The sequence below is a fragment of the Microlunatus kandeliicorticis genome, from assembly GCF_014137855.1.
In the GTDB taxonomy this organism is placed as follows: Bacteria; Actinomycetota; Actinomycetes; order Propionibacteriales; family Propionibacteriaceae; genus Microlunatus; species Microlunatus kandeliicorticis.
The window spans coordinates 86,453-112,699 of the sequence record NZ_JACGWT010000004.1 but is presented as its reverse complement, the minus strand read 5'-3'; the positions used below and the strand labels follow the sequence as shown (position 1 = coordinate 112,699).

The window sequence follows — 26,247 nt, the reverse complement described above, 5'->3', positions numbered from 1 at the left end:
GGTGCGCGGCGCGGCCGCCGCGACGACCTCAAGTTCACTCCAGGTTGTCTTAGGCTCGCGGTCATGCACAGCACCGACCTGCTGACCATCGGCGACGTCGCCGCCCGCTCCGGGGTGGCGCCGTCGGCGATCCGCTTCTACGAGAGCCACGGACTGGTCAGCTCCGAGCGCACCGGCGGCAACCAGCGCCGGTTCCGTCGTTCGACCCTGCGCCGGCTGGCGTTCATCCGGTCGGCGCAACGGGTCGGACTCAGCCTGGAGGAGATCACCGAGGCGCTGGCGCGGCTGCCGAACGGGCGGACCCCGACCAAGGCGGACTGGGCCCGGCTGTCCCGGGGCTGGCGCGGGCGGATCGACGAACAGATCGAACGGCTGGAGCGGCTGCGCGACAACCTCGACGGCTGCATCGGGTGCGGCTGCCTCAGCCTGCAGCGCTGCGTGTTGCAGAACCCGGGTGACCGCGCTGCGCTCAGCGGCACGGGCGCCCGGTTCCTCGAGCCCGGCGACCGCGGGACCGCCTGAGCCGGGTCCGGCCGGGCGTCACGGAGGTGCCGACGGGACGCCTCGCGCGAGCCGCGTGGGGGCCTGCGTGAGCACTGTCCACCGCTTCCCCGGCCGGACGGGTGCACCCGGGGGCGCCGATAGGCTGCCGGTCATGAACCGAGTCGCGTTGCTGACCGCCGGCGGATTCGCCCCGTGCTTGTCCTCCGCCGTGGGCGGGCTGATCGAGCGGTACACCGAGATCGCCCCCGACGTCGAGATCATCGCCTACCGCCACGGCTACCAGGGCCTGCTGAGCGGCGACTCGATCACCGTCACGCCGGCGGTGCGCGAGAACGCGGCGCTGCTGCACGCGTTCGGCGGTTCGCCGATCGGCAACTCGCGGGTCAAGCTCACCAACGCCAAGGACCTGGTCAAACGCGGCCTGGTCGCCGAGGGCGTCGACCCGCTGGAGGCGGCGGCGCAGCGGCTGACCGAGGACGGGGTCGACGTCCTGCACACCATCGGCGGGGACGACACCAACACCACCGCCGCCGATCTGGCCGCCTACCTGGCCGAGCACGATTACCGGCTCACGGTGGTCGGGCTGCCCAAGACCATCGACAACGACATCGTCCCGATCCGGCAGTCGCTCGGCGCCTGGACCGCCGCCGACCAGGCCGCCCTCTTCGCCCAGAACGTGCTCGCCGAGCACAATTCCGGCGCGCGGATGCTGATCGTGCACGAGGTGATGGGACGCAACTGCGGCTGGCTGACCGCCGCCGCCGCGCGGTCGTACCGCAAGTGGATCGAGAGCCGGCAGTGGCTGCCGGAGATCGGTCTGAGCAGGGAGGCCTGGGACATCCACGGCGTCTACGTGCCCGAGGCCCGCTTCGACCTCGAGACCGAGGCGGCGCGGCTGCAGACGGTCATGGACGAGGTGGGCAACGTCAACCTGTTCGTCTCCGAGGGTGCGGGCGTCGACACGATCATCAGCGAGCTGGAGCGGTCCGGCGAGGAGGTCGCGCGCGACCCGTTCGGTCACGTCCGGCTCGACACGATCAACCCCGGCCAGTGGTTCGGCAAGCAGTTCGCCGAGCGGCTCGGCGCGCAGAAGGTGCTGGTGCAGAAGTCCGGCTACTTCTCCCGGTCGGCTGCGGCCAACGAGGAGGACCTGGCGCTGATCAAGAAGATGACCGACCTCGCCGTCGACTGCGCCCGCCGCGGCGAGCCCGGCGTGATCGGCGAGGACGAGGAGCGCGGCGGCGAGCTCCGGGCGATCGAGTTCGCTCGGATCGCCGGCGCCAAGCCCTTCGACGTCACCCAGGACTGGTACACCGAGCTGCTCGCCGCCATCGGCCAGCCCGCCGCCGAGCCGGTCCCGGTCTCGCACTGAGCGAGCCGAGCACGATGCGCTGGGGCCGTCGACGGGCGGGTCCAGCGCGTTTCGGCAGGCTCAGCGCACGTAGTTGAAGGCGCTTCGACAGGCTCAGCGCACGTCTCCCGGCGCGGCGTCACCACGGGCCCTGAGCCTGTCGAAGGGCTCAGCGCGCGTGGTTGACGGCGCTTCGACAAGCTCAACGCGCGGTCATCGAGCCTGAGCCCGTCGAAGGGCGCAGCGCGCCCGGCGAGGTCAGTCCTTGCGGCCGCGGGTGAGCCGACTCAGGCCGAGGGCGAGCAGGGCGCCGAGCCCCGCGCCGGTGGCGGTGCCGGTGATCCACCCCGCCCCGAGGCTGAGCCGGCTGGCCCGGAGGGCCACCTTCTCGGGCACCGGGGTGCCCGGGGTCCGGATGTTCCGCGGGGCGTCGGGGTCGAGCGGCTCGTCGAGCTCGGGATCCGGCGTCGGCTCACCGCGGACGTACGACTGCGCGGCGGTCCGCCGGGTCCGGTTCTCCGGCGGGATGGCCCCGGGCTCCGCACTGGTGCGCGGCTCGATCGCCGGCTCCTCCCAGGTGACGATCCAGGCCGCGCAGAACAGCACCAGCCGGGCGAACAGGTTGAAGAACAGCATGACGACGACCACCGGCCCGAACAGCTGGACCGCCTTGTTGCCGCTGAGCGCCTGGATCAGCAGCGTGGTGCCGTACTGGAGCACCCCGAGCCCGACTGCCCCGATCAGGCATCCGCGTCGCAGCGCCGGCCACGGCGCCCGCTCCTCGGGCAGCACCAGGAAGAGGTAGAGGAAGACCAGCCAACCGGCGGCGATCGAGATGACGATCGGGACCACCACCAGCACCGGCTTGAGCCAGCTGATGTCGCTCAGCCCGACGAGGTCGAGCACCGTGTCGGTCAGCGCGGTCGAGATCGAGGCCAGCGCGAAGGTGATCACCAGCGAGACCAGCAGCCCGATCAGGACGCCGAAGTTCTTGAGCGTCTTGACCACGATGTTCTGCTGCTGCCGGAACTGGACGTCGAAGTTCTCGGTCCACTGTGCGCGCACCGCGTCACGCAGGTTGCCGGCCCAGCCGGCTCCGGAGTACATCGCCGACAGCAGCCCGATGATCCCGGGCGCGGCCCAGTGCCGCAGCGCGTTCTCCACCAGCGCCAGCACCCGCCGCGAGGCGGAGGCGCCGAACGGCTGGAGTGCGCCCGAGAGCTGGGACAGCACGAAGCCCAGGGCACCGGGGTTGACCACGGTCAGCACGAAGCCGACCACCGAGAAGGCGAACAGCACGATCGGGACGATGGCCAGCACCGAGAAGTAGGTGACCGCCGCGCTGAACTGGGTGCCGAGCCGGCTGGTGAACCGGGTGTTGGCGCGCAGCAGGTGGGCGACGCCCGGACGGTCGACGAACCGCTTCGCCGCGGTGACCGCTCCGCTCACCGCCGGCTCCCCCGCTCACGGGGCTCCGCGGCGCTGCCGTCGGCCGTCGCGGGCGGGTGGGCCGTGGCCGTCGTGCTCGGTGGGGTCACCCGCTCGATTCTGCCAACCCGGCCGCGTCGGGAGCTGACGGCCCGCCGGTGTGGCAGACCGCCTCCGCGTTGTGCCCGTTCGGGTCGCGGAGGAAGACCGCGTAATAGCCCGGGTGGTACTCCGGCCACTCCCTGGGCGCGTGCAGCACCTCCGCGCCGGCCTGCACCGCCGCGCGGTGCACCGCCTCGACCTGACCGGCGTCCGCGGCCAGGGCGATGTGCAGCTCCTGGTCGACGGGCGCGCCCATGCCGCTGTGGAACCAGAGGAACGGTGCGCCGTCCCCGCCGCCGAGCCCGGCCAGCCAGCTCTCCGGTCCGGTGGGAAAACGGGTGATCTCGCGCAGCCCGAGCGGCGCGAAGACCGTGGTCCAGAACCCGACGGTGGCGTCCAGATCGGCCACCGGCACCCCGAGATGATCCAACATGCGCGAGACCTTAGAGCCGGCCACCGACAGTCGGACACCCCCTGCGCGCCCCCGACGTGCCGCGCGGGCAGCGACCGGCGGTTCAGCCGAGCAGCGCGGTGGCGCTGACGCAGCCGACGACCAGCAGCGGCACCAGCACCAGGCCGCGGAGCGCGAACGTCCGCCAGTTCACGCTGACCCCGGCCGCGCGGCAGCGGCCCGCCCAGAGCAGCGTGGCCAGACTGGCCCAGGGCAGGATCAGCGGCCCGGCGTTCACCCCGATCAACAGCGCGGCGATCCGCTGCGGGGTGTCGGCCAGCGGTTCGAGCGCCAGATAGGCGGGCAGGTTGTCGACGACGTTGGCGCTGGCCGCGGAGATCCCGCTCAGCCGGAGCAGGTCGAGCCAGCGCTCGCCGTGCCCGGCCGCGTAGCCGAGCACCGTGGACAGGCCGTGCTCCTGGGCGAACTGGACGACCACGAACAGCACGCTGACGCCGACCACCAGCTGCCAGGGCAACAGCTTCCAGCTGAGGTGGCTGCGGTTCCGGACCAGGCAGGCGACCACCATGATCACCGCGCCGACCGCGGCGGCGAGCGTGACGTCGACCCCGAGCGCGAACGCCGGGCCGAGCCCACCGCAGACCACCCCGGCCGTGATCAGCAGCGGCTTGTCCTCGACGTGCACCTCGGGCGGCTGCTGGTAGCGTCCACGGAGCTCGCGCCGGAACACGACCGCGGCGAACCCGACGGTGATCAGCAAGGCGGCCAGCGCCGCAGGCCACATCACCTCGGCGAAGCGGAAGATGCCGCCCCCGAGCCGGTTCCAGGCGAGCAGGTTGGTCAGGTTGGACACCGGCAGCACCAGCGAGGCGGTGTTGGCCAGCCAGACCGCGGTGTAGGCGAACAGCGACTGGCTGAGTCCGAGCTGGCGCGCCAGCACCAGGACCACCGGGGTGATCAGCACCGCCGTGGTGTCGAGCGACAGCACCGCCGAGGAGACGCTGCCGACCAGCACGACCAGCAGCCACAGCCCGACCACCGAGCCACGGGCGATCCTGGCCGCCTCGCGGGCCAGCACGTCGAACAGCCCGATCCGGTCGGCCAGCTCGGCAACGACGGTGATGCAGACGAGGAACCCGAGGATCGGTCCGACGCGCTCGAACAGGGCCTCGAGGTGCACCCGCCACACCCTAGAGGTCAGGTCGAGCGCGACCCTGTGAGACGAGCCGGAGACCCGCTGCCGCGGTCGGGCATCCGGTTCGGGCGTCGCGTCAGCGCAGCACGGCGGGCAGCACGAACAGCATCACCAGCGACCAGGAGAGGTGGGTGAGGATCGGTGCCAGCACGCCGCGGGTCACCGTCCGCTGCAGCGCGAGCAGCGAGCCGAGGACGAGGGCGGCGAAGACCAGCATCGGGTTCCCGGTGGCCACGGTGATCAGGGCGTAGATCAGCGTGGAGAAGACCGCGGGCCGGTGTCGGCCGAGCGCGGCGAACAGGGCACCGCGGAAGAACAGCTCCTCGGCCAGCCCGTTGCCCAGGGTGATCCCGATCACCACCGGCAGGGCGCCGGAGACGGTCGCGTGGTCGAGCACCGTGCTGACGTAGGCGCGCAGCGGTGGGACCTGCCGCACCACCAGCCCGCCGAGCACGAAGACGCCGCCGACCAGCAGTCCGAGCAGCGCCGGCGCGAGCACCGGTCGGCGCAGCACGTCCCGACGCCGGATGACCCCCAGGTGCAGGGTCCCGGAGGCGAACGCCCCGACCGCCCAGGTCAGCGCCAGCGCGACGGTCAGCACGTAGAACCGCAGCCCGCCGGGCGGGCTGTTGAGCCCGAAGCCGAGCAGCACCGCCCCGACCACCAGGGTGGCGACGGCGACGCCGATCCGCCGGGCGTTGGCCGGGTTGCCCGACGCACCCGAGCCCGGACCCGGTCGCACGGACCACTCCTGGTCCGACCAGCGCCCGGTCCGGCCGGGCACCAGCGGCCGCCCGGCCCGGGGCCGGCGGCCGGTCCGCCCGGGCGGTGCGCTCACTCCGCCCGGGTCCCCGGCGCGCCGGTCTGCTGCGCACTCCGGGCCCGCCCGCGGTCCCCCGGCCGGCCGTCGTCGGCCCCGGCGGCGGCCCGTTCGGCCAGCGCCAACCGGACCGCCTCGTCGTAGCCGATCGGCTGGCCGGGCACCACCGCGCGGATGCTGTCGTCGTGGACGACCACCTCGTTGCTCATCGAGTCGATCAGGTTCCGGCCGGTGGCCACGTCGACGTCGGTGATCAGCGCGAGCCAGTGCGAGGACAGGTTCGGGGTGAACAGCGGGACGGTGAGGATCGGGACGTCCCGCCCGTTCTGCACCTTGCCGGCCCGGCGCAGCATGTCGGAGTAGCTCAGCACCTCCGGGCCGCCGATCTCGAACACCCGGCCGACGGCGTCGGGGTGCCCGAGCACGCCCACCAGGTAGCGGATCACGTCGGGCAGCGCGATCGGCTGGCTCCGGGTGGTCACCCAGATCGGGGCGATCATCACCGGCAGGTGCTTGACCAGCTGCCGGGTGATCTCCCAGGAGATCCCGCCGTGCCCGACCACGATCGCGGCCCGGAGCACCGTCACCGGCACCCCGCCCTCGGCCAGCAGCCCCTCGACCTCGCGCCGCGACCGCAGGTGGTCCGAGAGGTCGTCGTCGTCGGACCCGAGCCCGCCCATGTAGACGATCTGCTCGACCCCGGCTTCCGCCGCCGCCCGCCCGAACGCCCGTGCGGCGGCCGCGTCCTTCTCGACGAAGTCGGACGAGCTGAGCGAGTGGACCAGGTAGTAGGCGGCCCGGACGCCCCGGAGGGCCCCGACCAGGCTGTCGGGGTCGGAGACGTCCCCGGCCACCGGCTCACCGGCCCCGGCGTAGTCCTCGGGGTGGCGGGTCATCGCCCGGACCGTCCACCCCGCCTGCTCGAGCGCCGGGCACAACCGGGAGCCGATGAACCCGGTCGCCCCGGTCACCAGCACGGTGCCGTTCATCTGCGTCCCCTTCGCGTCCGTCGCGACGTCCGTCCGGCGGTCGCCGACCTCGGCAGCCTCTCACGCCCGCTCGGGCCCGGGCTCTGGTGCCGTCCCGCCCGGTCGTCACCGGTCTAGTCGGCCGACCCGGCCCTGGCGGTTGCGGGACCGGCAGGACAGACTGGCCGCATGGCCCGACTTCTCAACGCCGACGAGATCATGCGACAGCTGTCCGAGCTCGACGACTGGAGCCGGATCGGCGACGAGATCGTCGCCGAGTTCGCGTTCGACGACTTCGCCGAGGCGCTCGCCTTCGTCAACCGGGTCGGTGACCTGGCCGAGCAGGCCCAGCACCACCCGGACATCGACATCCGGTGGAACAAGGTCCGGCTGGCCCTGACCAGCCACGACGTCGGCGGTCTCACCCAGACCGACATCGAGCTGGCCATCCAGATCAGCGCCGAGAGCTGACCTCCGCGGCGCGCCGCCGTGGGGACCGACGCAGCAGGCGCGCCACCGTCATCCCGCCGCGGCCTCGCCGTCCGCCGTCGGCCGAGTCCTGCCGGGCTCCGTGTCCCCGACGCCCCGAGTCAGGACTCGAAGGCCTCCGGCGGCGGGCACGAGCAGACCAGGTTGCGGTCGCCGTAGACCCCGTCGATCCGGCCGACCGGCGGCCAGTACTTGTCGAGCCCGCCCCCACCGGCGGCACCGAGCGGTCCGCGGTGCTGACCGGCCGGGTAGGCGGCCACACTCCGCGGGTACGGGTGGGTCCACTCGTCCGCGCTGACCGCGGCCGCGGTGTGCGGGGCGTTGCGCAGCGGGTTGTCCTCGCGGTCCCACTCGCCGGAGCCGACCCGGTCGATCTCGCCGCGGATGGCGATCATCGCGTCGCAGAAACGGTCGAGCTCGCGCAGGTTCTCGCTCTCGGTCGGCTCGACCATCAGCGTCCCGGCGACCGGGAAGCTCATCGTCGGCGCGTGGAAGCCGTAGTCGATCAGCCGCTTGGCCACGTCGTCGACGGTGACGCCGGTGGCCTTGGTCAGCGGACGCAGGTCGAGGATCGCCTCGTGCGCGACCAGCCCGCCACGCCCGGCGTAGAGCACCGGGTAGTGGTCGCGGAGCCGTCGGGCGACGTAGTTCGCGGCCAGCAGCGCGTGCTCGGTGGCCGCGGTCAGGCCCTCGGCCCCCATCATCGCGATGTAGGCGGCACTGATCGGCAGGATGCCGGCTGAGCCGTGCCGGGCGGCGGAGACCGCACCGACGTGGCCGTCGGTCAGCCCCTCGACCGAACGCGGGTTGAGCGGGTCGCCGGGCAGGAACGGCACCAGGTGCTCGCCGACGCCGACCGGGCCGACCCCCGGGCCGCCGCCGCCGTGCGGGATGCAGAAGGTCTTGTGCAGGTTGAGATGGCTGACGTCGGCGCCGAAACGGCCGGGCCGGCTCAGCCCCAGCAGCGCGTTGAGGTTGGCCCCGTCGACGTAGACCTGGCCACCGGCCTCGTGCACCGCCGCGCACAGGTCGGTGATGCCCTCCTCGAACACCCCATGGGTCGAGGGGTAGGTGACCATGATCGCGGCCAGCTCGTCGCGGTGCTTCTCGATCTTGGCGGCCAGGTCGTCGGGGTCGACGCTGCCGTCGGCGGTGGCCTTGACCACCACGACCTTCATCCCGGCCATTACCGCAGAGGCGGCGTTGGTGCCGTGCGCCGAGGACGGGATCAGACAGATCACCCGCTGGTCCTCGCCGCGGGACAGGTGGTAGCCGCGGATGGCCAGCAGCCCGGCGAGCTCGCCCTGGCTGCCGGCGTTGGGCTGCACCGAGACCTTGGCGTAGCCGGTGACCTCGGCCAGCCAGCCCTCGAGCACCCCGATCAGCTCGGTGTAGCCGGCGGCGTCCTCGGCCGGGGCGAACGGGTGCAGGTCGGCGAAGCCGGGGTAGCTGATCGGCTCCATCTCGGTGGTGGCGTTGAGCTTCATCGTGCACGAGCCGAGCGGGATCATCCCGCGGTCGAGCGCGAAGTCCCGGTCCGCGAGCGCACGCAGGTAGCGCAGCATCGAGGTCTCGCTGTGGTGGGCGTGGAAGACCGGGTGGGTGAGGTACGCGCTGGTCCGCGCCGAGTCCGCGAGCGGGTCGGGGCCGAGAGCGGCCGGGCCGTCGCTTCGGCCGTCGCTTGTGCCGTCGCTGGGTCCGTCGGCACCGGTGAGGGCGGTGACCACCGCGTCGAGGTCGGCGGCGGTCGCGTCCTCGCCGACCGCGACGCCGACGGTGTCGTCGTCCACCTGCCGCAGGTGCACACCGGCCTCGCGGGCCGCGGCCACCGCCGCGGCCGCCCGGCCCGGGACCTCGACGGCCAGGGTGTCGAAGAAGGCGTCGTGGCGGACGTGCAGGCCGGCCCCGGCGAGCCGGGACGCGAGCCCGCGGGCGTCGTCGTGGATCCGCTGGGCGATCGCGCGCAGCCCGTCCGGGCCGTGGTAGACCGCGTACATCGCGGCGGTGACCGCGAGCAGCACCTGGGCGGTGCAGATGTTCGAGGTGGCCTTCTCGCGGCGGATGTGCTGCTCGCGGGTCTGCAGCGCCAGCCGGTAGGCCTGATCGCCGTGCGCGTCGCGGCTCAGCCCGACCAGCCGGCCGGGCAGGGTGCGCTCGAGCCCGTCGCGGACCGCGAGGTAGCCGGCGTGCGGGCCGCCGTAGAACAGCGGGACGCCGAACCGCTGGGTCGAGCCGACGGCGACGTCGGCGCCCCACTCCCCCGGTGCGGTGACCAGGGTGAGCGCGAGCAGGTCGGCGGCGGCGATCACCATCGCCCCGGCCGCGTGGGCGGCGTCGGCGACAGCACCCAGCTCGTCGGTGGCCGGCAGCCGGCCCGAGGCGCCCGGGGTCTGGACCAGGACGGCGAACGGGTCGTGGACGGCGACCGCCTCGGCCAGCGGGCGGTCGGCCATCACGACGGTGATCCCCAGACCGCGGGCGCGGGTGCGCACCACCGAGAGCGTCTGCGGGAGCACGTCGGGGTCGACCAGGAAGACCGAGCCGGTCTTGACGCTGCGCCGGGCCAACGCCATCGCCTCGGCGGCCGCGGTCGCCTCGTCGAGCAGGCTGGCGCCGGCGGTGGCCAGGCCGGTCAGCTCGGCCACCATGGTCTGGAAGGTGACCAGGGCCTCGAGCCGGCCCTGGCTGATCTCGGGCTGGTAGGGCGTGTACGCGGTGTACCAGGCCGGGTTCTCGAGCACGTTGCGGCGGATCACCGACGGGATGACCGTGCCGTGGTAGCCGAGGCCGATCATCGCCCGGCGGGGCCGGTTGCGCTCGGCCAGCCCGCGGAGCCAGGCCAGCGCCTCGGTCTCGGAGAGCGGTGCGGGCAGGGTCAGCGGCCGGTCACCGGGCCGGGCACCGATCCGGATCGACGCCGGCAGCGCCTGGTCGACCAGCTGGTCGAGCCGGTCGTACCCGAGTGCGGCCAGCATGGTGGTGCGCTCGTCGGCCTGCGGGCCGATGTGCCGCTCGACGAAGGGTGCCTCCCCCGGGCGGACGGTGTCCGCGGGCGGGAACGCGGCGCGGGCCGGTGAGACCGGCGACGTGGCGTCGTGGGCGGTGTGCTGCAGGGAGACGTCGTGCGTGAGCGTCATGCTGACCGGTCTCTCGTCCGAGGGTCGTCACCGCACGGCTCGGCCGTGCGTTCCCCCTCTGTCACCCGGTGGCTCCAGAGTTGTCGGCGCGACGCGGTCTGGGTGCCTGAGAGGTTCCGGGGAGGTTGCCCCTTCGGCGCCATCGACGGTGACGGACTCTCCCGCGTCGGCGGTTCAGCTCGGGTCAGTCTAACGCCGCCGCTGCCCGTCCACGGGCTCGGCGCACGTCAGCGTGCGGTCACGGCTCAGGCGGTGCGGGCCCGGCGGCGCTGCGAGAGCTCGTCGTCGCCCGCGCTCGGGGCGACCGGCTCCTCGGCGCGCTCGCCGGGCAGCTCGGACAGGGTGCCCTCGATGTCGCGCCAGACGCCGCCGATGGCGATCCCGAACACGCCCTGACCGCCCCGGAGCAGGTCGATGACCTCGTCGTCGGAGGTGCACTCGAACACCGAGACGCCGTCGCTCATCAGGGTGACCTGGCTGAGGTCCTCGACCCCGCGGCGGCGCAGGTGGTCGATCGCGGTGCGGATCTGCTGGAGCGAGATGCCGGCGTCGATCAGGCGCTTGATCACGCGCAGGATGAGGATGTCCCGGAAGCTGTAGAGCCGCTGGCTGCCCGACCCCTGGGCGCCGCGGATCTCCGGCGTGACCAGACCGGTCCGGGCCCAGTAGTCGAGCTGGCGGTAGGTGATCCCGGCGGCGCTGCAGGCGATCGGCCCGCGGTAGCCGACGTCGGCCGGCATCGGCGAGAAGTCGCCCTCGAAGAGCAGCTCCTGGGCGCCCTCGGGCGTCGGGCCGTAGCCGCTGGTGCCGTCGGCGCTCTGCCCCGCTGACCGGATCTGCTCGTTGCCCACGTCTGCCTCCGCTGTCCTGGGTCCCCCCGGACCCCGAGGCGCTCGTCCTGCGGGCGACCTCGCCGTTCGACCTGGCGGCGACCGTCTTGGCCACTGCCGGAACTGCTGACCTGCGCTCTCCGCGAGTGTGCCCGCCATGCCGGCCGGTGTAATTCCACGGGGAGGATTACTCACGGAACGCTACGGCGGCTCTCAGCGAACGGTCAACGACACGCCGCCGCCGCGACGCCGCCGCGTACTGGTCTCAACCTCCAGGTGAGGCTTCGGTCGGCGCCGGTGTTAGCCCGCGAGCAACCGGGCGATCGTGCTGCGGCCCAGGGCGGCCATCGGCGGGTTGGTGTCGACGTAGTACCAGACCAGCCCGAGCGCCTGCTCGAGCGCCCAGCCGCGCCCGCGCTCCCAGTCAAGGTCGTCGCACCCGACCGCGTCGTCGCCGAGCGCGGCGCGGAAGGTCCGCCGGGCGGCGGCGTCGAGCAGGTGCCAGCCGGCCACCAGGTCGAGCGCGGGGTCGGCGGGTCCGGTGCCGCCGACGTCGAGGACGCCGGTCAGCCGACCCTGCGCGGGCGAACCGGGCGTCCCGGTCAGCAGGTTCGCCGGGATCAGGTCGCCGTGGCTGGTGACGTCGGGCTTGCGTCGCGGCAGGTCGCGGCAGTCGGCCCACAGCGCCCGCGCGCCGGCGACGTCGACCGCCCCGGCCAGCGGGACGCTGCGCTCCAGGCACTCCTGCACCCAGCCGTCGTGGTCGGCGAGCACCCCGCCGCGGGCCCCGCTCAGCCCGCGGTCGGCGAAGGTGACGCCGCCGGTGTCGACGCCACGCACCTCGCGGACGAACCGGGCCAGCTCGCGGGCGAACCGGTCGGCGCCCGGCCCCGTCCCCGGGACGTCGGGCGTGGCGGGGTGGCCGGGCAGCCAGCGCTGCACCGACCACGGCAGCGGGTAGCCCGGTCCGGGTTCACCGAGCGCGACGGGCGCGGGCACCGGGACCGTCGTCCGGCCGACCAGCCGGCGGGCGGCCTGCTGCTCGGCCCGGAGCGCGGCACGCACCCGGTCGGGACGGTCCGGGCGGAGCGGCAGGCGGGCGGCCAGCTCGTCCCCGATCCGGAAGATCGCGTTGACGGTGCCGCCGCCGCGCACCTCGGTGACCGGCCACCCGGCCCAGGCCGGGAACTGGTCGGCGACCAGACGCGCCACCAGGCCTGCGTCCACGGGCAGCTGGTCGTGGTGCATGCGGGCGGGGGTGGTCACCGGATCAGGTCAGGACCGGACCGAGCGCGCCACGGCGCCCGGCCTGCGGTGGTGGCCGGGCTCAGCGCTCGGGCTTGGGTTCCTCGCCGGTGACGAAGTCGTCGGGGTTGACGTGGTCGAGGAACTCGCGGAACTTCTCCACCTCGTTGTCCGAGTCGACCGGGGCCTCGTCGGTCTCCTCGGTGTCGGGTTCCTCGCCCTCGGGCACCTCGACCCCGGCCTCGTCGAGGACGTCCTCGGCGCAGTAGATGTCGGAGCCGACCCGGAGGGCGAGCGCGATCGCGTCGGACGGCCGCGCGCTCACCTCGACGCCGTCGACCAGCAGCACGGCGTAGAAGGTGCCGCCGTCGAGCTCGGTGATCTGGACCTCGGTGAGCCGGTGGCCCAGGGTGGCCAGCGTGTCGACCATCAGGTCGTGGGTCAGCGGGCGCGGCGGGACGATGCCCTCCTGGGCGTTCGCGATGGCCGACGCCTCCCCGGCGCCGATCCAGATCGGGAGGTATCGGGTCCCGCCGACCTCGCGCAGCAGCACCATCGGTGCGTTCGACGGCATCTCCACACGCACCCCGACCACGTCCAGTTCGCGCATGGCCCCACACTACGCCGCGCCCTCCGGGTCACAAGATGACCGGGGGATGTCGCCGCGAACCGTTACCCAGCAGCCATTCGCCGGTCCCCCGGCGGGCCGGAGCGGCTCAGGGCGTCATCCCGATCCGGAGCAGCGCGGCGTGCACGCTGATGATCAACTGGGTGACCTCCGCGGTCACGTCCGGTCCGCCCTTGGCCCGGCGGACGTGCGGGGCGATCGCCTGCTCGACCAGACCGATCTCGCGGTCGGCCGCCATCTTGAACGCCCGCAGGTGACGGCTGTCGATGCCGTAGACGGCCAGCCGCTTGGCCGCGACGGCGACGGCCAGGGCCTCCCGGCCGTAGTGGTGGGTGCCACGCTTGGGCTGGACCACCTGGATCCGCTCGAGCTCGGTGAGCGCCGCCTCGGTCAGTCCGCTGGCCCGGAGCAGGTCGGTGCGGGTCAGCCGGACCGGCGGCTTGCGCACCGCGGACCGGTCGACCCCGGTGGACCCGGCCGCGGGCCCGGGGTCGGCGGGCGGCAGGCGCGGCGCCGAGACCGCGGAGGCGGCCGGCGCGACCGGGTCGGCAGCGGCGGCCGGTTCCGTCCCCGGCCCGTCGGCGGCCGGTGCGGGCGGGCCCGGGACGGGCGGCTGGCCGCCCGCGTCGATCACCTCGAGGTGCTCGCGGATCACCCGCAGCGGCAGGTAGTGATCACGTTGCATCCGCAGGATGTAGCGCAGCCGTGCCACGTCGTGCTCGGCGTAGCGCCGGTACCCCGACGGCGCGCGCTCGGGCTGCAGCAGGCCCTCGCTCTCCAGGAACCTGATCTTCGAGATCGAGATGTCCGGGAAGTCGCCCTTGAGGACGCTGAGCACCTGGCCGATGCTGCGCGGTGTGGAGGCAGCCATAGGGCCCCCACGATAGGCGAGGAATTTTCACGATCCCCTGATCCGCGCCGGTGCCTTTCCTGTGACCGGCCCGGGGCCGACCCGGTGGACCGGGCCGGTCAGTCCTGCTGGCTGGCGTAGTAGACCAGCCGGAACTTCCCGATCTGCACCTCGTCGCCGTCGTGCAGCAGGCGCTCGTCGACCATCTCGCGGTTGACGTAGGTGCCGTTGAGGCTGCCGACGTCGCGGACCACGATCCCCTCCTCGCTGCGCAGGAACACCGCGTGCTTGCGCGAGACCGAGATGTCGTCGAGGAAGATCTCGGCGTCCTGGGACCGGCCGGCCTTGATCTCGTCGGTGTTGAGCAGGAAACGGCTGCCGGCGTTGGCGCCGCGCTGGACGATCAGCAGCGCGGAGCCCTGCGGCAGCGCGTTGACCGCCGCCTCGTCCTCGGAGCTGAGGCTGCCCTCGTCGCGGTCGTCGACGATCACCGGCATGGTGCGGGTGGTGTCACCGGTCGGGCCGGACGGCGCGGCGGCGGGCTTGGTCCCGCGGTTGAGCGGCGTCCCGCAGTTGCTGCAGAAGTTGCTGCCCTCGGGGTTCTCGTGCCCGCAGTTCGTGCAGAAGGGCATCAGCCGGCGCTCTCGACCTGGTCGGCGTACCCGTCGGCGTCGAGCAGCGCGTCGAGGTCGACGTCCTCGGCGGTCTCCACCTCGAAGAGCCAGCCGTCGCCGTAGGGGTCGGAGTTGATCAGCTCCGGCGTCCCGTCGAGCGTCTCGTTGACCGCCGTGACGGTGCCGGCGACCGGGGCGAACAGGTCCGAGACGCTCTTGGTCGACTCGAGCTCGCCGCAGGCGTCCCCGGCCGTCACCGTGTCGCCGACGTCGGGCAGCGAGACGAAGACGATGTCCCCGAGCTGCTCGGCGGCGTAGTCGGTGATCCCGATCCGGACCGTGGACTCGTTGCCCTCGCGCACCCACTCGTGGTCGGGGGTGTACTTCAGGTCCTCCGGATAGCTCGGCAAGGCGCTGCTCCTCAGGCTCTCGGGTGCTCGGCGGGTGGTCGTCGGGTCGCGGGCGGGTTCGGGATCAGGGTGGGGTGCGCGGCGGTGCGGGCTCGCGATCTCGCCGGATCGGCCCGGGCGGACGCGGCGCCACGGGTCAGCGCGGGGACTTCGTCGCGGTCGGTTGAGCGTACTGATGGCCCGGCGGGCTGTGCAAGGAGGTGATCCTGAGCTGGTCGACGCTCTCGAAGGCCAGGTCGGCGCCCGCGTTGGCCTTGACCTTGTCGGCGAATCCGCCGCGGAAGGTCAGCCCGGTCTGCAGGCTGTGCTGGTCGCCGATCGCGGCGATGGTGACCGGTCGGGTCAGCGTGGTGCCGTCCACCACCAGGCCGTCGGGACCGCTGCCGAACCAGCTGGAGGCGACCACCCGGACCTTGCCGTTGATCTCGATCACCTCGGCCCCGGCGTCGCGGAGCTCCTCGATGCCGTCGAGCAGCTCGGCGGCGGTGAGCTTGTCCTGCGGGTCGTTGATGGTCACCCGGATGCCGGGACCCTGGGCCGGGACGGTGCCGGCCAGGATGCCGAGAGCGTCGATCCGCTTCTGCGCCTCCTGGCGCGCCACCCGCTGCGAGCTGGCCCCGGACTGCAGGGTGCTGCGGGTCCGTTCGAGGTCGGCGATCTCGTCCTCGAGCCGGCGCGACTCGGTGTTGAGCCCGTCGAGCAGCTGGACCAGGTCGGTGCGCCGGGCGGTGCTGAAGCCCTCGTCGGACTGGTTGGACTTGACCTGCATCACCCCGGCCAGCCCGACCGCGAAGAGCAGCACCGCCGCCACCAGCTGGCCGCGCCCGGGGTGCAGGAACGCCCCGGCCAGCCGGCGCCGGGCGGCACGGGCGTCGGGCAGGCCGGTGGCCGCCGGCTCCTCCGCCGGCTCCTTCGCCTTCGGCTCCCCTGTCGCTTCCGCCGACTTCGTGTCGGTGGAGTCGCTCGGCTCCGCCGGGTTCTCGACGGGGGTCTCGTCCGGCGTCTCGTCGGGGTTCTGGTCGCGGTCAGGCACGGAACAACGCCCGTCGGATCGCGGCGACGTTGGTGAAGATGCGGATGCCCAGCACCACCACGACGCCGGTGGACAGCTGCGAGCCGACCCCGATCTGATCGCCGACGAAGACGATGGCGGCGGCGATCAGGACGTTCGAGATGAACGAGACCACGAAGACCCGGTCGGTGAAGGTGCCCTCGAGGTAGGCGCGGAAGGCACCGAAGAGCGCGTCCATGGCGGCGACGATCGCGATCGGGAGGTAGGGCTGGAGGCCCTGCGGGACGCTCGGCTCGAGCACCAGCCCGAGCAGGATGCCGAGGATCAGCCCGATGACCGGGATCACGAGCCGGCCTTCTTCGCGTAGTGCAGCACGAGCCCCGGGTCGCCGGGCAGCTCGAGCTGCTCGGAGCTCTGGATGTCGTACCGCATGCCCTCGTTCACCTCGAGAGCATTCCACCACGTTCCGCCGCTGGACTGGACGAACCGCGCCTGGAGGGTGCGCAGGTCGCCGATGGCGCGGACGGTGTAGGGCGGGCTGAGCGACCGGTAGTTGACGGTGATCGCCTGTCCGGCGGTCCGGATGGCGCTGACCGAGGTCAGGCGCTGGTCGTTGACGGTGATCGCCTCCGCGCCGGAGGCCCACAGCCCGTTGACCATGATCTGCAGGTCGGTGTCGAGCACCTGCGCCTTGCTGTCGGTGCCCGGGCCGTCGTCGACGGTGATCACCAGCCCGGGTCCGCTCACCGCGGTGGTGCCCACCTCGGGCTCGAGGGTGTCGAGCTGGCGCTCCAGGCTCCTGGCCTCGGCGTCGTCACCGAGCCCGGCCAGCCGCAACCGGGCGTTCTCCGCGGCCAGCGCGCCGGCCCGGTCGCGGAGCGCGTCCTGGTTCTGCTGCGCGGCCTTGATCCGGGCGATCAGCTCGGTGCGCTCGCGGGCGATGTCCGGGGCCGACCGGGTGGTCTGCAGCGCCGCCACCGCGAACAGCGCGCCGATCAGCAGACTGACCACCGCGAACGCGATCCGCGAACGGCGGGGCGGGCCGGGCCGGGCCGCGACGGCCGCGTAGTCGGGGTCCACCGGCTGCCGGATGATCTGGTTGAGCAGATCCATGCTCGCGTCGACCGCGGGACGCGGACCGCGCGGCGGGGCGGGACTCACCGGGTCCGCCCGGCCGCGGTGGACACCCGGCGGGACCGGTGCCCGCGGACGGCCCGGCGCCCCCGCCCGGGCGTCGGCGCGCTGCCCCGTCCGTCGCCCGCCGACGCGTCCGCTGCGTCGGCGGCGGGCGTCCTGTCCGGCTGCTCCGCGTCGACTGCCCCGGCGGCCTGGTCGAGGAGCGCGCGGGCGGCGAGCCGGAGGGCGGCGGCCTGCGGAGCGCCGACGCCGCGTCGGGCGGCCAGCCGGAGCCGCCAGCGCGCTTCGGCCACGGTCGCCGGATCGATCCCGGTCCACGGGCCCGGCGAGCGCGGACCGGTCAGCACGTCCTGGTAGACCGCCTCCACCTCGGCGCCAACCCGCGTCCAGTCGTAGCGGCGGGTGGCATGGCGGGCCCGCCGGACCAGCTCGGAGCGGTCTTCGTCGAGGGCGAGCAGGACGGCCTCGGCCAGCGCGTCGGCGTCTCCGGCGGCGAACTGGTACCCCAGCCGCTCGGGACCGGAGAGCAGGTCGACGAACGGCGGCAGGTCGGAGGCGACCACGGCGGCTCCCGAGGCCATCGCCTCGACCAGCACGATCCCGAAGCTCTCGCGGGCCACGTGCGGGGCGACGAACAGATCGACCGAGCCGAGCAGCTCGGCGCGGGCCGGGTCGTCGATCCGCCCCGGCGCCTGCACCCAGGCGGGCAGCGGCCGGTGACCCTGGCCGGCCACCACCACCTCGAGCCCGGGGTGGGCGGTACGCAGCCGCGGCAGCGCCCCCAGCAGCACCTCGAGACCCTTGCGCGGCTCGTCCAGCCGGCCCAGGAAGGCGATCCGCGGGCCGCCGGGTCGCCGCGCCGCCGGGCGCGGCCCGAAGTCGGCGCGCCGGAACCCGTTGGGCAGGATCCGCGCGTCGCGACCGAGGTGCTGGACGACGACCTGCCGCGCGGTGGCCGAGACGGCGATGCCGGCGTCGATCCGGTCGACGGTCCGCCGGAGCAGGGCGCCCGCGACGCCCATCGTCCGCGACCGCGGCGTCGCGGTGTGGAAGGTCGCCACCACCGGCACGCGGGCCGCCACCAGCGCCCAGCCGGCCACCGACGGGGTCAGCGGCTCGTGCACGTGGACCAGGTCGAACCGGCCGCGCCGCAGCCAGCGGTGCACCCGGAGCAGGCTGAGCGGCCCGAAGTTCACCGGTGCCACCGAGCCGTTGTACGGGATTCCGACCGTGCGCCCGGCGTCGGTCAGCTGGTCGCCGCGGAGCCCGAACGCGGCCAGCCGCGCCGGCTCGACCGAGCCGGGAGCGAAGACCTCGACGTGGTGACCGCGCGCGGTGAGGTGACCGGCCAGCCCGAGGACGTGGTTCTGGACGCCGCCGGGGACGGCCAGCGAGTACGGGCAGACGAGCCCGATCCGACGCGAGGTCATCGGGCCGCCCACTGTCGGCCGGTGGCCACCGGCGACCCCGCCGGGGTCCGCACCGCGGGGCTCGGGCCGCCCGGCTCGGCGGCGGCGAAGAAGGGCTGCAGCAGGTGCCAGTCCTGCGGAGCGCGGGCGATCCGGGCGGCGAAGAAGTCGGCGACCTGCTGGGTCATCGCGACCAGCCCGGCCCGACCGGGCTCGGCCGGGATCTCGGCGCCGAAGTCGATCCACATCACGCCGGGCTCGTCGGTGTCGTAGCGGCAGACCGCGGGGACCAGCGCCGCACCGCTGCGGCGGGCCACCACCGCGGGGCCGGCGGGCAGCGAGACCCGGTGGCGGCCCCACCGCACCGGCAGCCCGCTGCCGGTCAGGTCGCGGTCGGCGACCAGACAGACCAGCCGTCGTCCTCGGGCGTCGCCGACGAGCTCGGCGATGGCCTGGCGGTCGGAGTGGTCGAGCACCCGCATCCCGAGCCGGTGGCGGAAGGCGGTGAACCCCTGCGAACCCGGGCCGAGGAAGGCCTCGGCCACCGTGGTGACCGGCATCCCGGTCCCGCACGACCAGGCTCCGGCCAGGTCCCAGTTGGCGCTGTGCGGCAGCGCGACCACCGCGCCACGCTGGGCGAACGCCCGTCGCAGGGTGTCCTCACCGGTGGTCCGGACGCGCGCCTGCACCTGCGCGGGCGTCCAGCCGGGAAGGTTCATCACCTCCCACAGGGTACGGAGGTAGGACGCGTACGCCCGGCGGAGCAGCTCCGGGTCGGCCGGCGCGCCGGTGGCCAGCTCGAGGTTCTCGGCCAGCTGGGCCGGGTAGCGGCTGCCGCGGCGCCGCTCGCGCGCGAGCACCCCTCCGGCGACGCGGTCGAGCAGCGCGGACACCCGCGGTGAGCTGGTGTCGGGCAGGTGCGGGCCGATCCGCCAGCCGAGCCCGTACAGCTGGGCCAGGCCGCGTCGGTACAGGTCCCGCCCGCCCGGACCCGACGGGCCCGTCGGGCGATCAGGCATCGACCTGCTCGACCGCCTGACGCCGGACCTGCGCGATCCGCTGGACGACGGTGACCGAGCTGCCCAGGGCGAGCAGCGTGACGGCGATCTCGAGCGCCCAGGGCACACCGAGACCGGCCAGGAACGCGCCGAGCAGGATGACCAGCAGCCGGTCGGCGCGCGCGGCGAGCCCACCGACGGTGGTGAAGTTCAGGCTCTCGGCCCGGGCCTTGACGTAGGAGGTGAGCTGGCCGAGGACCAGTGCCCACAGCGCGACGGCCGCCCACACCGTCGGGTAGGGGTGGTCGACGGCGTGCCGACCGACGAAGAACAGCACGATCCCGCCGAACACGGCGCCGTCACCGAGCCGGTCCAGGCTCGAGTCGAGGAACGCGCCCCAGCGGCTCGACCGGCCGGTGCTGCGGGCCATCTGGCCGTCGACCATGTCGGCGAAGACGAACAGCGTGATCACCACGACGCCCTGCCAGAGCCAGCCGTTGGGGAAGCAGACCAGCGCGCCGACGCAGACGCCGACGGTGCCCACCACGGTGATCACGTCGGGCGACACGTTGCGGCGGACGAAGAACGCGGCGATCGGCGCGATCACCGCGGTCCAGGCGCCCCGGAAGCGTTCGAGCATCAGGCCTCGTCCTCCGGCGTTCCCCAGGCCGCGGCGATCAGCTCGCGGGTCTGGCCGAGCAGCTGCGGGACCGCCTTGGTCTGGCCGATCACCGGCAGGAAGTTGGCGTCGCCCGACCAGCGCGGGACGACGTGCTGGTGCAGGTGGGCCGCGATCCCGGCACCGGCCACCGCCCCCTGGTTCAGCCCGAGGTTGAACCCGTGCGGGGCACTCACCGCGCGCAGCACCCGCATCGCGGTGCGGGTCAGCCGGGCCACCGCCACCGTCTCGTCCTCGGTCAGGTCGGTGTAGTCGGCGACGTGCCGGTAGGGGCAGACCAGCAGGTGACCCGGCGAGTACGGGTAGAGGTTGAGCACCACGTAGGCCAGCTCGTCGCGGTGGACGATCAGGGCGTCGGCGTCCGCACGCTGCGGACTGAGGCAGAACGGGCAGGAGGCCGCGGTGCCGTCCGGCGGCTTGTTCTCGCCCGAGATGTAGACCATCCGGTGCGGGGTCCAGAGCCGCTGGAAGGCGTCCGGCACCCGGGCGTACTCGTCCGGGGGCACGGTCGGCTCCATCAGAGCTGCCGGCGCTCGGCGATCGCGTCGACGATCTCCTTGATCGCCTCGCCGATCGGCACGCCGTTCTTCTGGGTGCCGTCGCGGTAGCGGAACGACACCGCGTCGGCGGCGGCGTCCTCGCCCCCGGCGATCAGCATGAACGGCACCTTCTGCTGCTGGGCGTTCCTGATCTTCTTCGGCATCCGGTCGTCGCTGGTGTCGACCTCCACCCGCACACCGGCGATCCGGAGCTGCTCGGCGACCGCCTGCAGGTAGTCGTTGAAGGCCTCGGCCACCGGGATGCCGACCACCTGCACCGGGGCCAGCCAGGGCGGGAAGGCGCCGGCGTAGTGCTCGGTGAGCACGCCGACGAAGCGTTCGATCGAGCCGAACAGCGCGCGGTGGATCATCACCGGGCGCTGCCGGCTGCCGTCGGGCGCGGTGATCTCCAGCCCGAACCGCTCGGGCAGCATTAGGTCGACCTGGATCGTCGACAGCTGCCAGGTGCGGCCGATCGCGTCGCGGGCCTGGACGCTGATCTTCGGGGCGTAGAAGGCCGCCCCACCCGGGTCGAGCACCAGGTCGAGCCCGGTGTCGGCGGCCGCCTCGCGCAGGGCGTCGGTGGCCCGCTCCCACTCCTCGTCGGTGCCGATGCTCTTCTCGGGGTCGCGGGTGGACAGCTCGAGGTAGAACTCGTCCAGCCCGTAGTCGGCCAGCAGATCGAGGACGAACCGCAGCAGGCTCTTGATCTCGTCCTGCAGCTGGTCGACGGTGCAGTAGATGTGGGCGTCGTCCTGGGTCATCCCGCGGACCCGGGTCAGGCCGTGGACCACGCCGGACATCTCGTAGCGGTAGACGCTGCCGAACTCGAACAGCCGCAGCGGCAGCTCCCGGTAGGACCGCCCGCGGGCCCGGAAGATCAGGCAGTGCATCGGGCAGTTCATCGGCTTGAGGTAGTAGTCCTGCCCCTGCCGCTTGATGCTGCCGTCGGGGTGACGCTCCTCGTCGAGGTGCATCGGCGGGAACATCCCGTCGGCGTAGAAGCCGAGGTGGCCGGAGATCTCGAACAGCTCGGCCTTGGTGATGTGCGGGGTGTTGACGAACTGGTAGCCGGCCTCGATGTGGCGCTGCCGGGAGTAGTCCTCCATCACCTTGCGCAGCACGCCGCCCTTGGGGTGGAAGACCGCCAGCCCGGAGCCGATCTCGTCGGGGAAGCTGAACAGGTCGAGCTCGCGGCCGAGCTTGCGGTGGTCGCGCTTGGCCGCCTCCTCGAGCCGGGTCTGGTGCGCCTTGAGCTCGTCGCGGCTCGGCCAGGCGGTGCCGTAGACCCGCTGCAGCTGGGGGTTGGCCTGGTCACCGCGCCAGTAGGCGGCCGAGGACCGGGTGATCGCGTAGGCCGGGATGTAGCCGGTGTGCGGGACGTGCGGGCCGCGGCACAGGTCCTTCCAGGCGGTCGAGTCGTCGCGCCGGAGGTTGTCGTAGATGGTCAGCTCGGCGCCGCCGACCTCAACGCTCGAGCCGTCGTCGTCACTGGGCCCCTGGTCGCCGGAACCGCCCTTGAGCCCGATCAGCTCGAGCTTGAACGGCTCGTCGGCCAGCTCGGCGCGGGCCTCCTCCTCGGTGACCACCCGGCGGCGGAAGCGCTGCCGCTCCTTGACGATCCGGCCCATCTGCTTCTCGACGGCCCTGAGGTCCTCGGGCGTGAACGGCTCGTCGACGGCGAAGTCGTAGTAGAAGCCGTCGGTGATCGGCGGGCCGATGCCGAGCTTGGCGTCGGAGCGGAGGCTCTGCACGGCCTGGGCGGCGACGTGCGCGGCCGAGTGGCGCAGCACGTCGAGCCCGTCGGGGGTCCCGATGCCGACCGGCTCGACCTCGGACCCCTCGGGCAGCGGGGCGGCCAGGTCGCGCAGCTCGCCGTCGACCCGGACCGCCACCACGGTGCGGTCCGCACCGAACAGGTCGAGCCCGGTGGTGGTGGTCTCGATCGCCTGTCGCGTCGAGGTCCGCTCCGGACCCGTTCCGCTGACCACGGTGATCGACATCGACGACACGAGCCGTCCTCTCCGGTCGGATCCGGGCCCGCGGGCACCGGACGAGACGAGTGGTCGGCGGGTCGCCGACGCACCCGACACCCTAGTTGACCGGCGCCTCCCGACCGCTCAGGTCATCCCGCCCTCCGACCGCCGTCCTCGGTCCGGCCCGGTCAGCCGACCGAGCAGGAGCACGCCGGCGACGACCGCACCGGCCAGGGCGACCAGCGCGGCCAGCCCGAGCGGGACGACGTCGACCTCGCTCAGGTAGGCCGCGTAGGTGCTGATGCTGGCCAGCTGGATGGCGGCGGCGGGCACCAGCCAGCGTCGGCCGCCCGCGGCGACGGCGAGCACGGTGAGCACCTCGGCCAGGTAGAAGTAGCGCTCGTGCATCTCGGGCAGCAGCAGCGGGATGATCAAGGTCGTCGCAGCCGCCAGCAGCAGCACGTCGGCGGGGGCGAGCCGCCGGCGGCGGCGGAGCAGGACGACGGCGAAGACCAGTGCCACCGCGGCGGCCAGGACGAGGCCGACCACCTTCCAGCCGCTGCCCGCGTCGGTCGGCAGCCAGGCGTACCAGGTCGGTGCGTTGTCGGTGAACGCGTGCTGGCCGCCGGCGACGTGCAGGCCGCCTCCGCCGGGTGATCCGCCGCCCCCGGGGAAGCCGCCGGTCCCTCCGCCGCGGAAGCCGCCCGGGCCCGCCCCGTCCCCGAACGCCCGTCCGCCGCCGGACGACCGGCCGACCGCTCCCCCGGACCGCCCGCCGAACCCACCGCCGGTGCTGCCGTCGGTGATCTGGCTCGGATAGGTCATCAGCTGGGTGAGCAGGCTGCGGCCGGCGAGCCAGGCCGGCACCAGCGCCGCCAGGAAGGTCACCGGGACCGCGACCAGCGCCCGCAGCCGCATCCGGTTGACCACCAGCACCCCGAGCAGCACCGGGAGGAAGAACACCGCCTGCAGCTTGAACGCGAAGGCCAGGCCGAAGAGCACACAGGCCCGCCAGGCCCGGCCGGTGAGCAGGCACCACAGACTGCCCAGGCAGAACGCGGCGTAGATGGCGTCGCACTGGGCCCAGGCGCTGCCGTTCATGATCACCGTCGGCAGCAGCAGCACCGCGCTGGTGATGATCACCGGCCACCACCGCGAGCCCGGCCGCACCACCCGGACGATCCGGTGAGCGAAGAAGGCGAGCACCAGGTCGAAGACCACCGAGATCGCCTTGATCGCGTAGAGCTCGGGCACCGGCAGCTTCGCCACCACAGCCAGCAGCACCAGGTAGGGCGTGTTGTAGTTCGCGTCGATGTCGGCCAGCCCGGCGAACCCCTGCCGCTGCAGGTGCCGGTACCAGGGGTCGAGGAAGGCCCGGTAGTCACCGGTGACGACGTCGCGGAGCCACCAGCGGAGCCCGAGCGCGACCAGCACCGCGAGGGCGAGGACCAGGGACGGTGCCGACCGTCGGAAGAGGCCGGTGCCGTGCCCGGTCCTCGCCGCGGCGGAGCCGTCGAGGGCCGGGTCGGCCGGGAGGGTGTCGGTCATGCGTCTCCTTCGCCGGGCGCCGGGCGCGCCCGGGGCTCACCCTGACCGCGACCGATGGGTGTCGCCCGGGAGCCGGCTGTGAGCCCGCTGCGAACCCGGCGGGATCCCGCCCGGTCCGGGAATGCGGCGGCGAGCGGGCCGGTTGGCCCGGACATGCGCGTACTCCTCACGGGCGGCACCGGCCTCGTCGGTTCCGCGGTCCTGTCCGCTCTCCGCTCCGCCGGCCACGACGTGGTCGCCGTCGTCCGCAGCGACGCCTCGGCCACCAAGGTGTCCGAGGCGGGTGCCCACCCGGTGATCGGCGACCTCACCGACCGCGACTGGCTCGCCGCCCGGCTGCGCGGGGTCGACGGGGCGATCCACACCGCGACCGACAACCAGGGGCCGGGGATGGACGAGGCGGTCGTTAGCGCGGTGATCACCGCGTTCGACGGCACCGACAACCCCTACGTCCACACCGGCGGTGTCTGGGTCTGGGGCAGCGGCAGCGACCTCACCGAGGACGCTCCGCAGCAGCCGCCGGCGATCACCGCCTGGCGCTCGGGCCCGGAGTCGACGATCCTCGGCTCGTCGGTCCGGGCGACCCTGATCGCGCCCGGCATCGTCTACGGCCCGGGCGGCACCGGGATCCCGCAGATGATCGCGAACGGTCCGACCGACCCCGACGGCGCGCTGGTGCTGATCGGCTCGGGTGACCAGCACTGGACCACCGTGTCGACCGCCGACCTCGCCGACCTCTACGTCCGGGCGCTCGAACGCTCGGCCGGGCACACCACCTACATCGGCGCGACCGGGCAGAACCCGACGGTCCGCGAGATCGGGCAGGCCTTCGTCGGCCCGGACAGGACAGTCGTCCCGGGCAGCCCCGCGGAGGCGGAGGAGCGGCTCGGCGCCGGTTTCGCCGAGGCGCTGCTGCTCGACCAGCAGGCGTCCGGTGCGAAGGCCCGCACCGAGCTCGGCTGGGAGCCGACCGGCCGGTCGCTGGTGGAGGAGATCGCCGCCCGCTGAGCCGTCGAGGCGCTCGCCGAGCCCGTCGAAGCGCGCTCGCTGAGCCCGTCGAAGCGCGCTCGCTGAGCCCGTCGGGGCGCGCTCGCTGAGCCTGTCGAAGCGCGCTCGCTGAGCCCGTCGGGGCGCGCTCACTGAGCTTGTCGAAGCGCTCGCTGAGTTTGTCGAAGCGCCGGGGACCCGGGTCAGAGGTCGGGGTTGTCGGCGGAGCTGGTCAGCCAGGCCGCTGCACCGCCGTCCACCCCGAGCTCGTGCCCGGTGACGAACGACGCGTCCGGCCCGAGCAGCCACGCCACGCAAGCCGCGACCTCCTCGGAGCGTCCGAGCCGCCCGATCGGTGCGAGCCAGGCCTCGCGCCGGCGGGCGGCGTCGGGGTCGGCGGCGGCGGCGAACTTCTGCTCGTTGAGCGGCGTCAGGATCGCGCCGGGCAGCACCGCGTTGGCGCGGATCCCCTGGGCGGCGTACTCGATCGCCACCTGTCGGGCCATGGCGGTGCTGGCGCCCTTGGTGGCCGCGTAGACAAAGGTGCGCGGGGTCGAGCGGATCGCCTGGACCGAGCTGATGTTGACGATCGACCCGCCGCGCTGGTCGGGGTCGGCGATCATTCGTGCCACCGCCACCGAGCAGCCCCAGGCCGTACCGATCAGGTTGACGTCGACGACCCGGCGCAGCTCCTCCTCGGTGAGGTCGGCAGCGCTCTGGCTGCTGAGGATGCCGGCACAGTTCACCCAGCCGCGCAGCGGGGCGAGCCGTTGCGCCCGGTCGGCGGCCTGCTCGGAGGTCTCTCGCCGGCTGACGTCACCGGTCACCGTGTCGGCCAGCTTCGGGTTCTCGGCGAGGTCGAGCCCGACCACGGCCCAGCCGTCGGCGACCAGCCGCGCGGCCACCGCCGCCCCGATGCCCGACGACGACCCGGTGACCACCACGCTGCGCTCCGCCATCGGGCAAGCGAACCACGTCC

The 26,247-nt window shown here is 73.5% G+C and carries 26 protein-coding genes and 1 riboswitch; of the genes, 4 read left to right on the top strand and 22 right to left on the bottom strand.

The window, feature by feature from the left end; all coding sequences use genetic code 11:
* The first annotated feature begins 63 nt into the window (after nt 1-63).
* Both soxR and FHX74_RS12830 read left to right on the top strand, forming a co-directional pair.
* Nucleotides 64-522, top strand: a complete 459-nt coding sequence (gene soxR / locus FHX74_RS12835; RefSeq protein WP_182560585.1) for a redox-sensitive transcriptional activator SoxR — start codon at nt 64-66, stop codon at nt 520-522.
* A gap of 133 nt (nt 523-655) precedes the next feature.
* Entirely contained in the window at nt 656-1,876 is a 1,221-nt protein-coding gene (locus tag FHX74_RS12830; RefSeq protein WP_182560584.1) for a pyrophosphate--fructose-6-phosphate 1-phosphotransferase, read from the top strand.
* A 237-nt stretch (nt 1,877-2,113) separates the two neighbouring features.
* On the opposite strand, the gene FHX74_RS12825 is transcribed toward FHX74_RS12830, so the two are convergent.
* The 5 genes from FHX74_RS12825 to FHX74_RS12805 all read right to left on the bottom strand — a co-directional run bounded on the left by FHX74_RS12825 (nt 2,114) and on the right by FHX74_RS12805 (nt 6,801).
* Nucleotides 2,114-3,304 (bottom strand): YhjD/YihY/BrkB family envelope integrity protein, encoded by a 1,191-nt coding sequence (locus FHX74_RS12825; protein ID WP_182560583.1) that lies wholly within the window; start codon nt 3,302-3,304, stop codon nt 2,114-2,116.
* 85 nt (nt 3,305-3,389) lie between these two features.
* Nucleotides 3,390-3,818 (bottom strand): VOC family protein, encoded by a 429-nt coding sequence (locus tag FHX74_RS12820; protein WP_182560582.1) that lies wholly within the window; start codon nt 3,816-3,818, stop codon nt 3,390-3,392.
* A gap of 82 nt (nt 3,819-3,900) precedes the next feature.
* Nucleotides 3,901-4,977, bottom strand: coding sequence for an ArsB/NhaD family transporter (locus tag FHX74_RS12815; RefSeq protein WP_182560581.1), 1,077 nt, complete (start codon nt 4,975-4,977; stop codon nt 3,901-3,903).
* 91 nt (nt 4,978-5,068) lie between these two features.
* Nucleotides 5,069-5,734: a CPBP family intramembrane glutamic endopeptidase gene (locus FHX74_RS21130; RefSeq protein WP_220483907.1), complete on the bottom strand. Its 666-nt coding sequence runs from the start codon at nt 5,732-5,734 to the stop codon at nt 5,069-5,071.
* 92 nt (nt 5,735-5,826) lie between these two features.
* Nucleotides 5,827-6,801 (bottom strand): NAD(P)H-binding protein, encoded by a 975-nt coding sequence (locus FHX74_RS12805; RefSeq protein WP_182560580.1) that lies wholly within the window; start codon nt 6,799-6,801, stop codon nt 5,827-5,829.
* A 168-nt stretch (nt 6,802-6,969) separates the two neighbouring features.
* On the opposite strand from FHX74_RS12805, the gene FHX74_RS12800 reads away from it, so the two are divergent.
* Complete coding sequence (locus tag FHX74_RS12800; protein WP_182560579.1) at nt 6,970-7,251, top strand: 4a-hydroxytetrahydrobiopterin dehydratase; 282 nt, start codon at nt 6,970-6,972, stop codon at nt 7,249-7,251.
* 119 nt (nt 7,252-7,370) lie between these two features.
* On the opposite strand, the gene gcvP is transcribed toward FHX74_RS12800, so the two are convergent.
* From gcvP to FHX74_RS20760, 16 genes are all read right to left on the bottom strand, one after another.
* The gene (gene gcvP / locus FHX74_RS12795) at nt 7,371-10,406 is read right to left on the bottom strand and encodes an aminomethyl-transferring glycine dehydrogenase (RefSeq protein ID WP_182560578.1); all 3,036 of its coding nucleotides are present in this window, start codon (nt 10,404-10,406) and stop codon (nt 7,371-7,373) included.
* 84 nt (nt 10,407-10,490) lie between these two features.
* Nucleotides 10,491-10,580, bottom strand: a riboswitch (glycine riboswitch).
* A 71-nt stretch (nt 10,581-10,651) separates the two neighbouring features.
* Nucleotides 10,652-11,173 carry a MerR family transcriptional regulator gene (locus FHX74_RS12790; RefSeq protein ID WP_235970712.1) on the bottom strand — a complete coding sequence of 174 codons (522 nt, stop codon included), beginning with the start codon at nt 11,171-11,173 and terminating at the stop codon, nt 10,652-10,654.
* A 363-nt stretch (nt 11,174-11,536) separates the two neighbouring features.
* A complete protein-coding gene (locus FHX74_RS12785) occupies nt 11,537-12,502 on the bottom strand; it encodes an aminoglycoside phosphotransferase family protein (RefSeq protein WP_328823804.1) in 966 nt (321 codons plus the stop codon).
* 61 nt (nt 12,503-12,563) lie between these two features.
* Nucleotides 12,564-13,091, bottom strand: a complete 528-nt coding sequence (locus tag FHX74_RS12780) for a bifunctional nuclease family protein (RefSeq protein WP_182560577.1) — start codon at nt 13,089-13,091, stop codon at nt 12,564-12,566.
* Nucleotides 13,092-13,197: 106 nt separating this feature from the next.
* Nucleotides 13,198-13,980, bottom strand: coding sequence for a transcriptional regulator FtsR (gene ftsR, locus FHX74_RS12775; protein ID WP_182560576.1), 783 nt, complete (start codon nt 13,978-13,980; stop codon nt 13,198-13,200).
* A gap of 98 nt (nt 13,981-14,078) precedes the next feature.
* Nucleotides 14,079-14,591: an FHA domain-containing protein gene (locus FHX74_RS12770; RefSeq protein WP_182560575.1), complete on the bottom strand. Its 513-nt coding sequence runs from the start codon at nt 14,589-14,591 to the stop codon at nt 14,079-14,081.
* A complete protein-coding gene (gcvH, locus tag FHX74_RS12765) occupies nt 14,591-14,983 on the bottom strand; it encodes a glycine cleavage system protein GcvH (RefSeq protein ID WP_182560574.1) in 393 nt (130 codons plus the stop codon). Before gcvH ends, FHX74_RS12770 begins: the two co-directional genes overlap by 1 nt.
* A 136-nt stretch (nt 14,984-15,119) precedes the next feature.
* A complete protein-coding gene (locus FHX74_RS12760; RefSeq protein ID WP_182560573.1) occupies nt 15,120-16,016 on the bottom strand; it encodes a DUF881 domain-containing protein in 897 nt (298 codons plus the stop codon).
* Nucleotides 16,009-16,341: a small basic family protein gene (locus tag FHX74_RS12755; RefSeq protein WP_182560572.1), complete on the bottom strand. Its 333-nt coding sequence runs from the start codon at nt 16,339-16,341 to the stop codon at nt 16,009-16,011. The genes FHX74_RS12760 and FHX74_RS12755 overlap by 8 nt, the downstream gene beginning before the upstream one ends.
* Nucleotides 16,338-17,156, bottom strand: a complete 819-nt coding sequence (locus tag FHX74_RS12750) for a DUF881 domain-containing protein (RefSeq protein WP_182560571.1) — start codon at nt 17,154-17,156, stop codon at nt 16,338-16,340. Before FHX74_RS12750 ends, FHX74_RS12755 begins: the two co-directional genes overlap by 4 nt.
* On the bottom strand, nt 17,153-18,562 hold the full coding sequence (locus tag FHX74_RS12745; protein ID WP_182560570.1) for a glycosyltransferase family 4 protein: 1,410 nt from the start codon (nt 18,560-18,562) through the stop codon (nt 17,153-17,155). Before FHX74_RS12745 ends, FHX74_RS12750 begins: the two co-directional genes overlap by 4 nt.
* On the bottom strand, nt 18,559-19,560 hold the full coding sequence (locus FHX74_RS12740; RefSeq protein WP_182560569.1) for a phosphatidylinositol mannoside acyltransferase: 1,002 nt from the start codon (nt 19,558-19,560) through the stop codon (nt 18,559-18,561). The genes FHX74_RS12745 and FHX74_RS12740 overlap by 4 nt, the downstream gene beginning before the upstream one ends.
* Nucleotides 19,553-20,179, bottom strand: a complete 627-nt coding sequence (gene pgsA, locus FHX74_RS12735) for a phosphatidylinositol phosphate synthase (protein ID WP_182560568.1) — start codon at nt 20,177-20,179, stop codon at nt 19,553-19,555. Before pgsA ends, FHX74_RS12740 begins: the two co-directional genes overlap by 8 nt.
* Nucleotides 20,179-20,736, bottom strand: coding sequence for an HIT family protein (locus FHX74_RS12730; RefSeq protein WP_182560567.1), 558 nt, complete (start codon nt 20,734-20,736; stop codon nt 20,179-20,181). Before FHX74_RS12730 ends, pgsA begins: the two co-directional genes overlap by 1 nt.
* Nucleotides 20,736-22,760, bottom strand: a complete 2,025-nt coding sequence (gene thrS, locus FHX74_RS12725) for a threonine--tRNA ligase (protein ID WP_182560911.1) — start codon at nt 22,758-22,760, stop codon at nt 20,736-20,738. Before thrS ends, FHX74_RS12730 begins: the two co-directional genes overlap by 1 nt.
* 117 nt (nt 22,761-22,877) lie before the next feature.
* Nucleotides 22,878-24,281: a glycosyltransferase 87 family protein gene (locus FHX74_RS20760; RefSeq protein ID WP_182560566.1), complete on the bottom strand. Its 1,404-nt coding sequence runs from the start codon at nt 24,279-24,281 to the stop codon at nt 22,878-22,880.
* A gap of 153 nt (nt 24,282-24,434) precedes the next feature.
* Between FHX74_RS20760 and FHX74_RS12715 the strand changes: the two genes are divergently transcribed.
* Nucleotides 24,435-25,289, top strand: coding sequence for an NAD-dependent epimerase/dehydratase family protein (locus tag FHX74_RS12715; protein ID WP_182560565.1), 855 nt, complete (start codon nt 24,435-24,437; stop codon nt 25,287-25,289).
* Nucleotides 25,290-25,471: 182 nt separating this feature from the next.
* On the opposite strand, the gene FHX74_RS12710 is transcribed toward FHX74_RS12715, so the two are convergent.
* Nucleotides 25,472-26,227, bottom strand: coding sequence for an SDR family NAD(P)-dependent oxidoreductase (locus tag FHX74_RS12710; protein WP_182560564.1), 756 nt, complete (start codon nt 26,225-26,227; stop codon nt 25,472-25,474).
* Nucleotides 26,228-26,247: the final 20 nt, after the last annotated feature.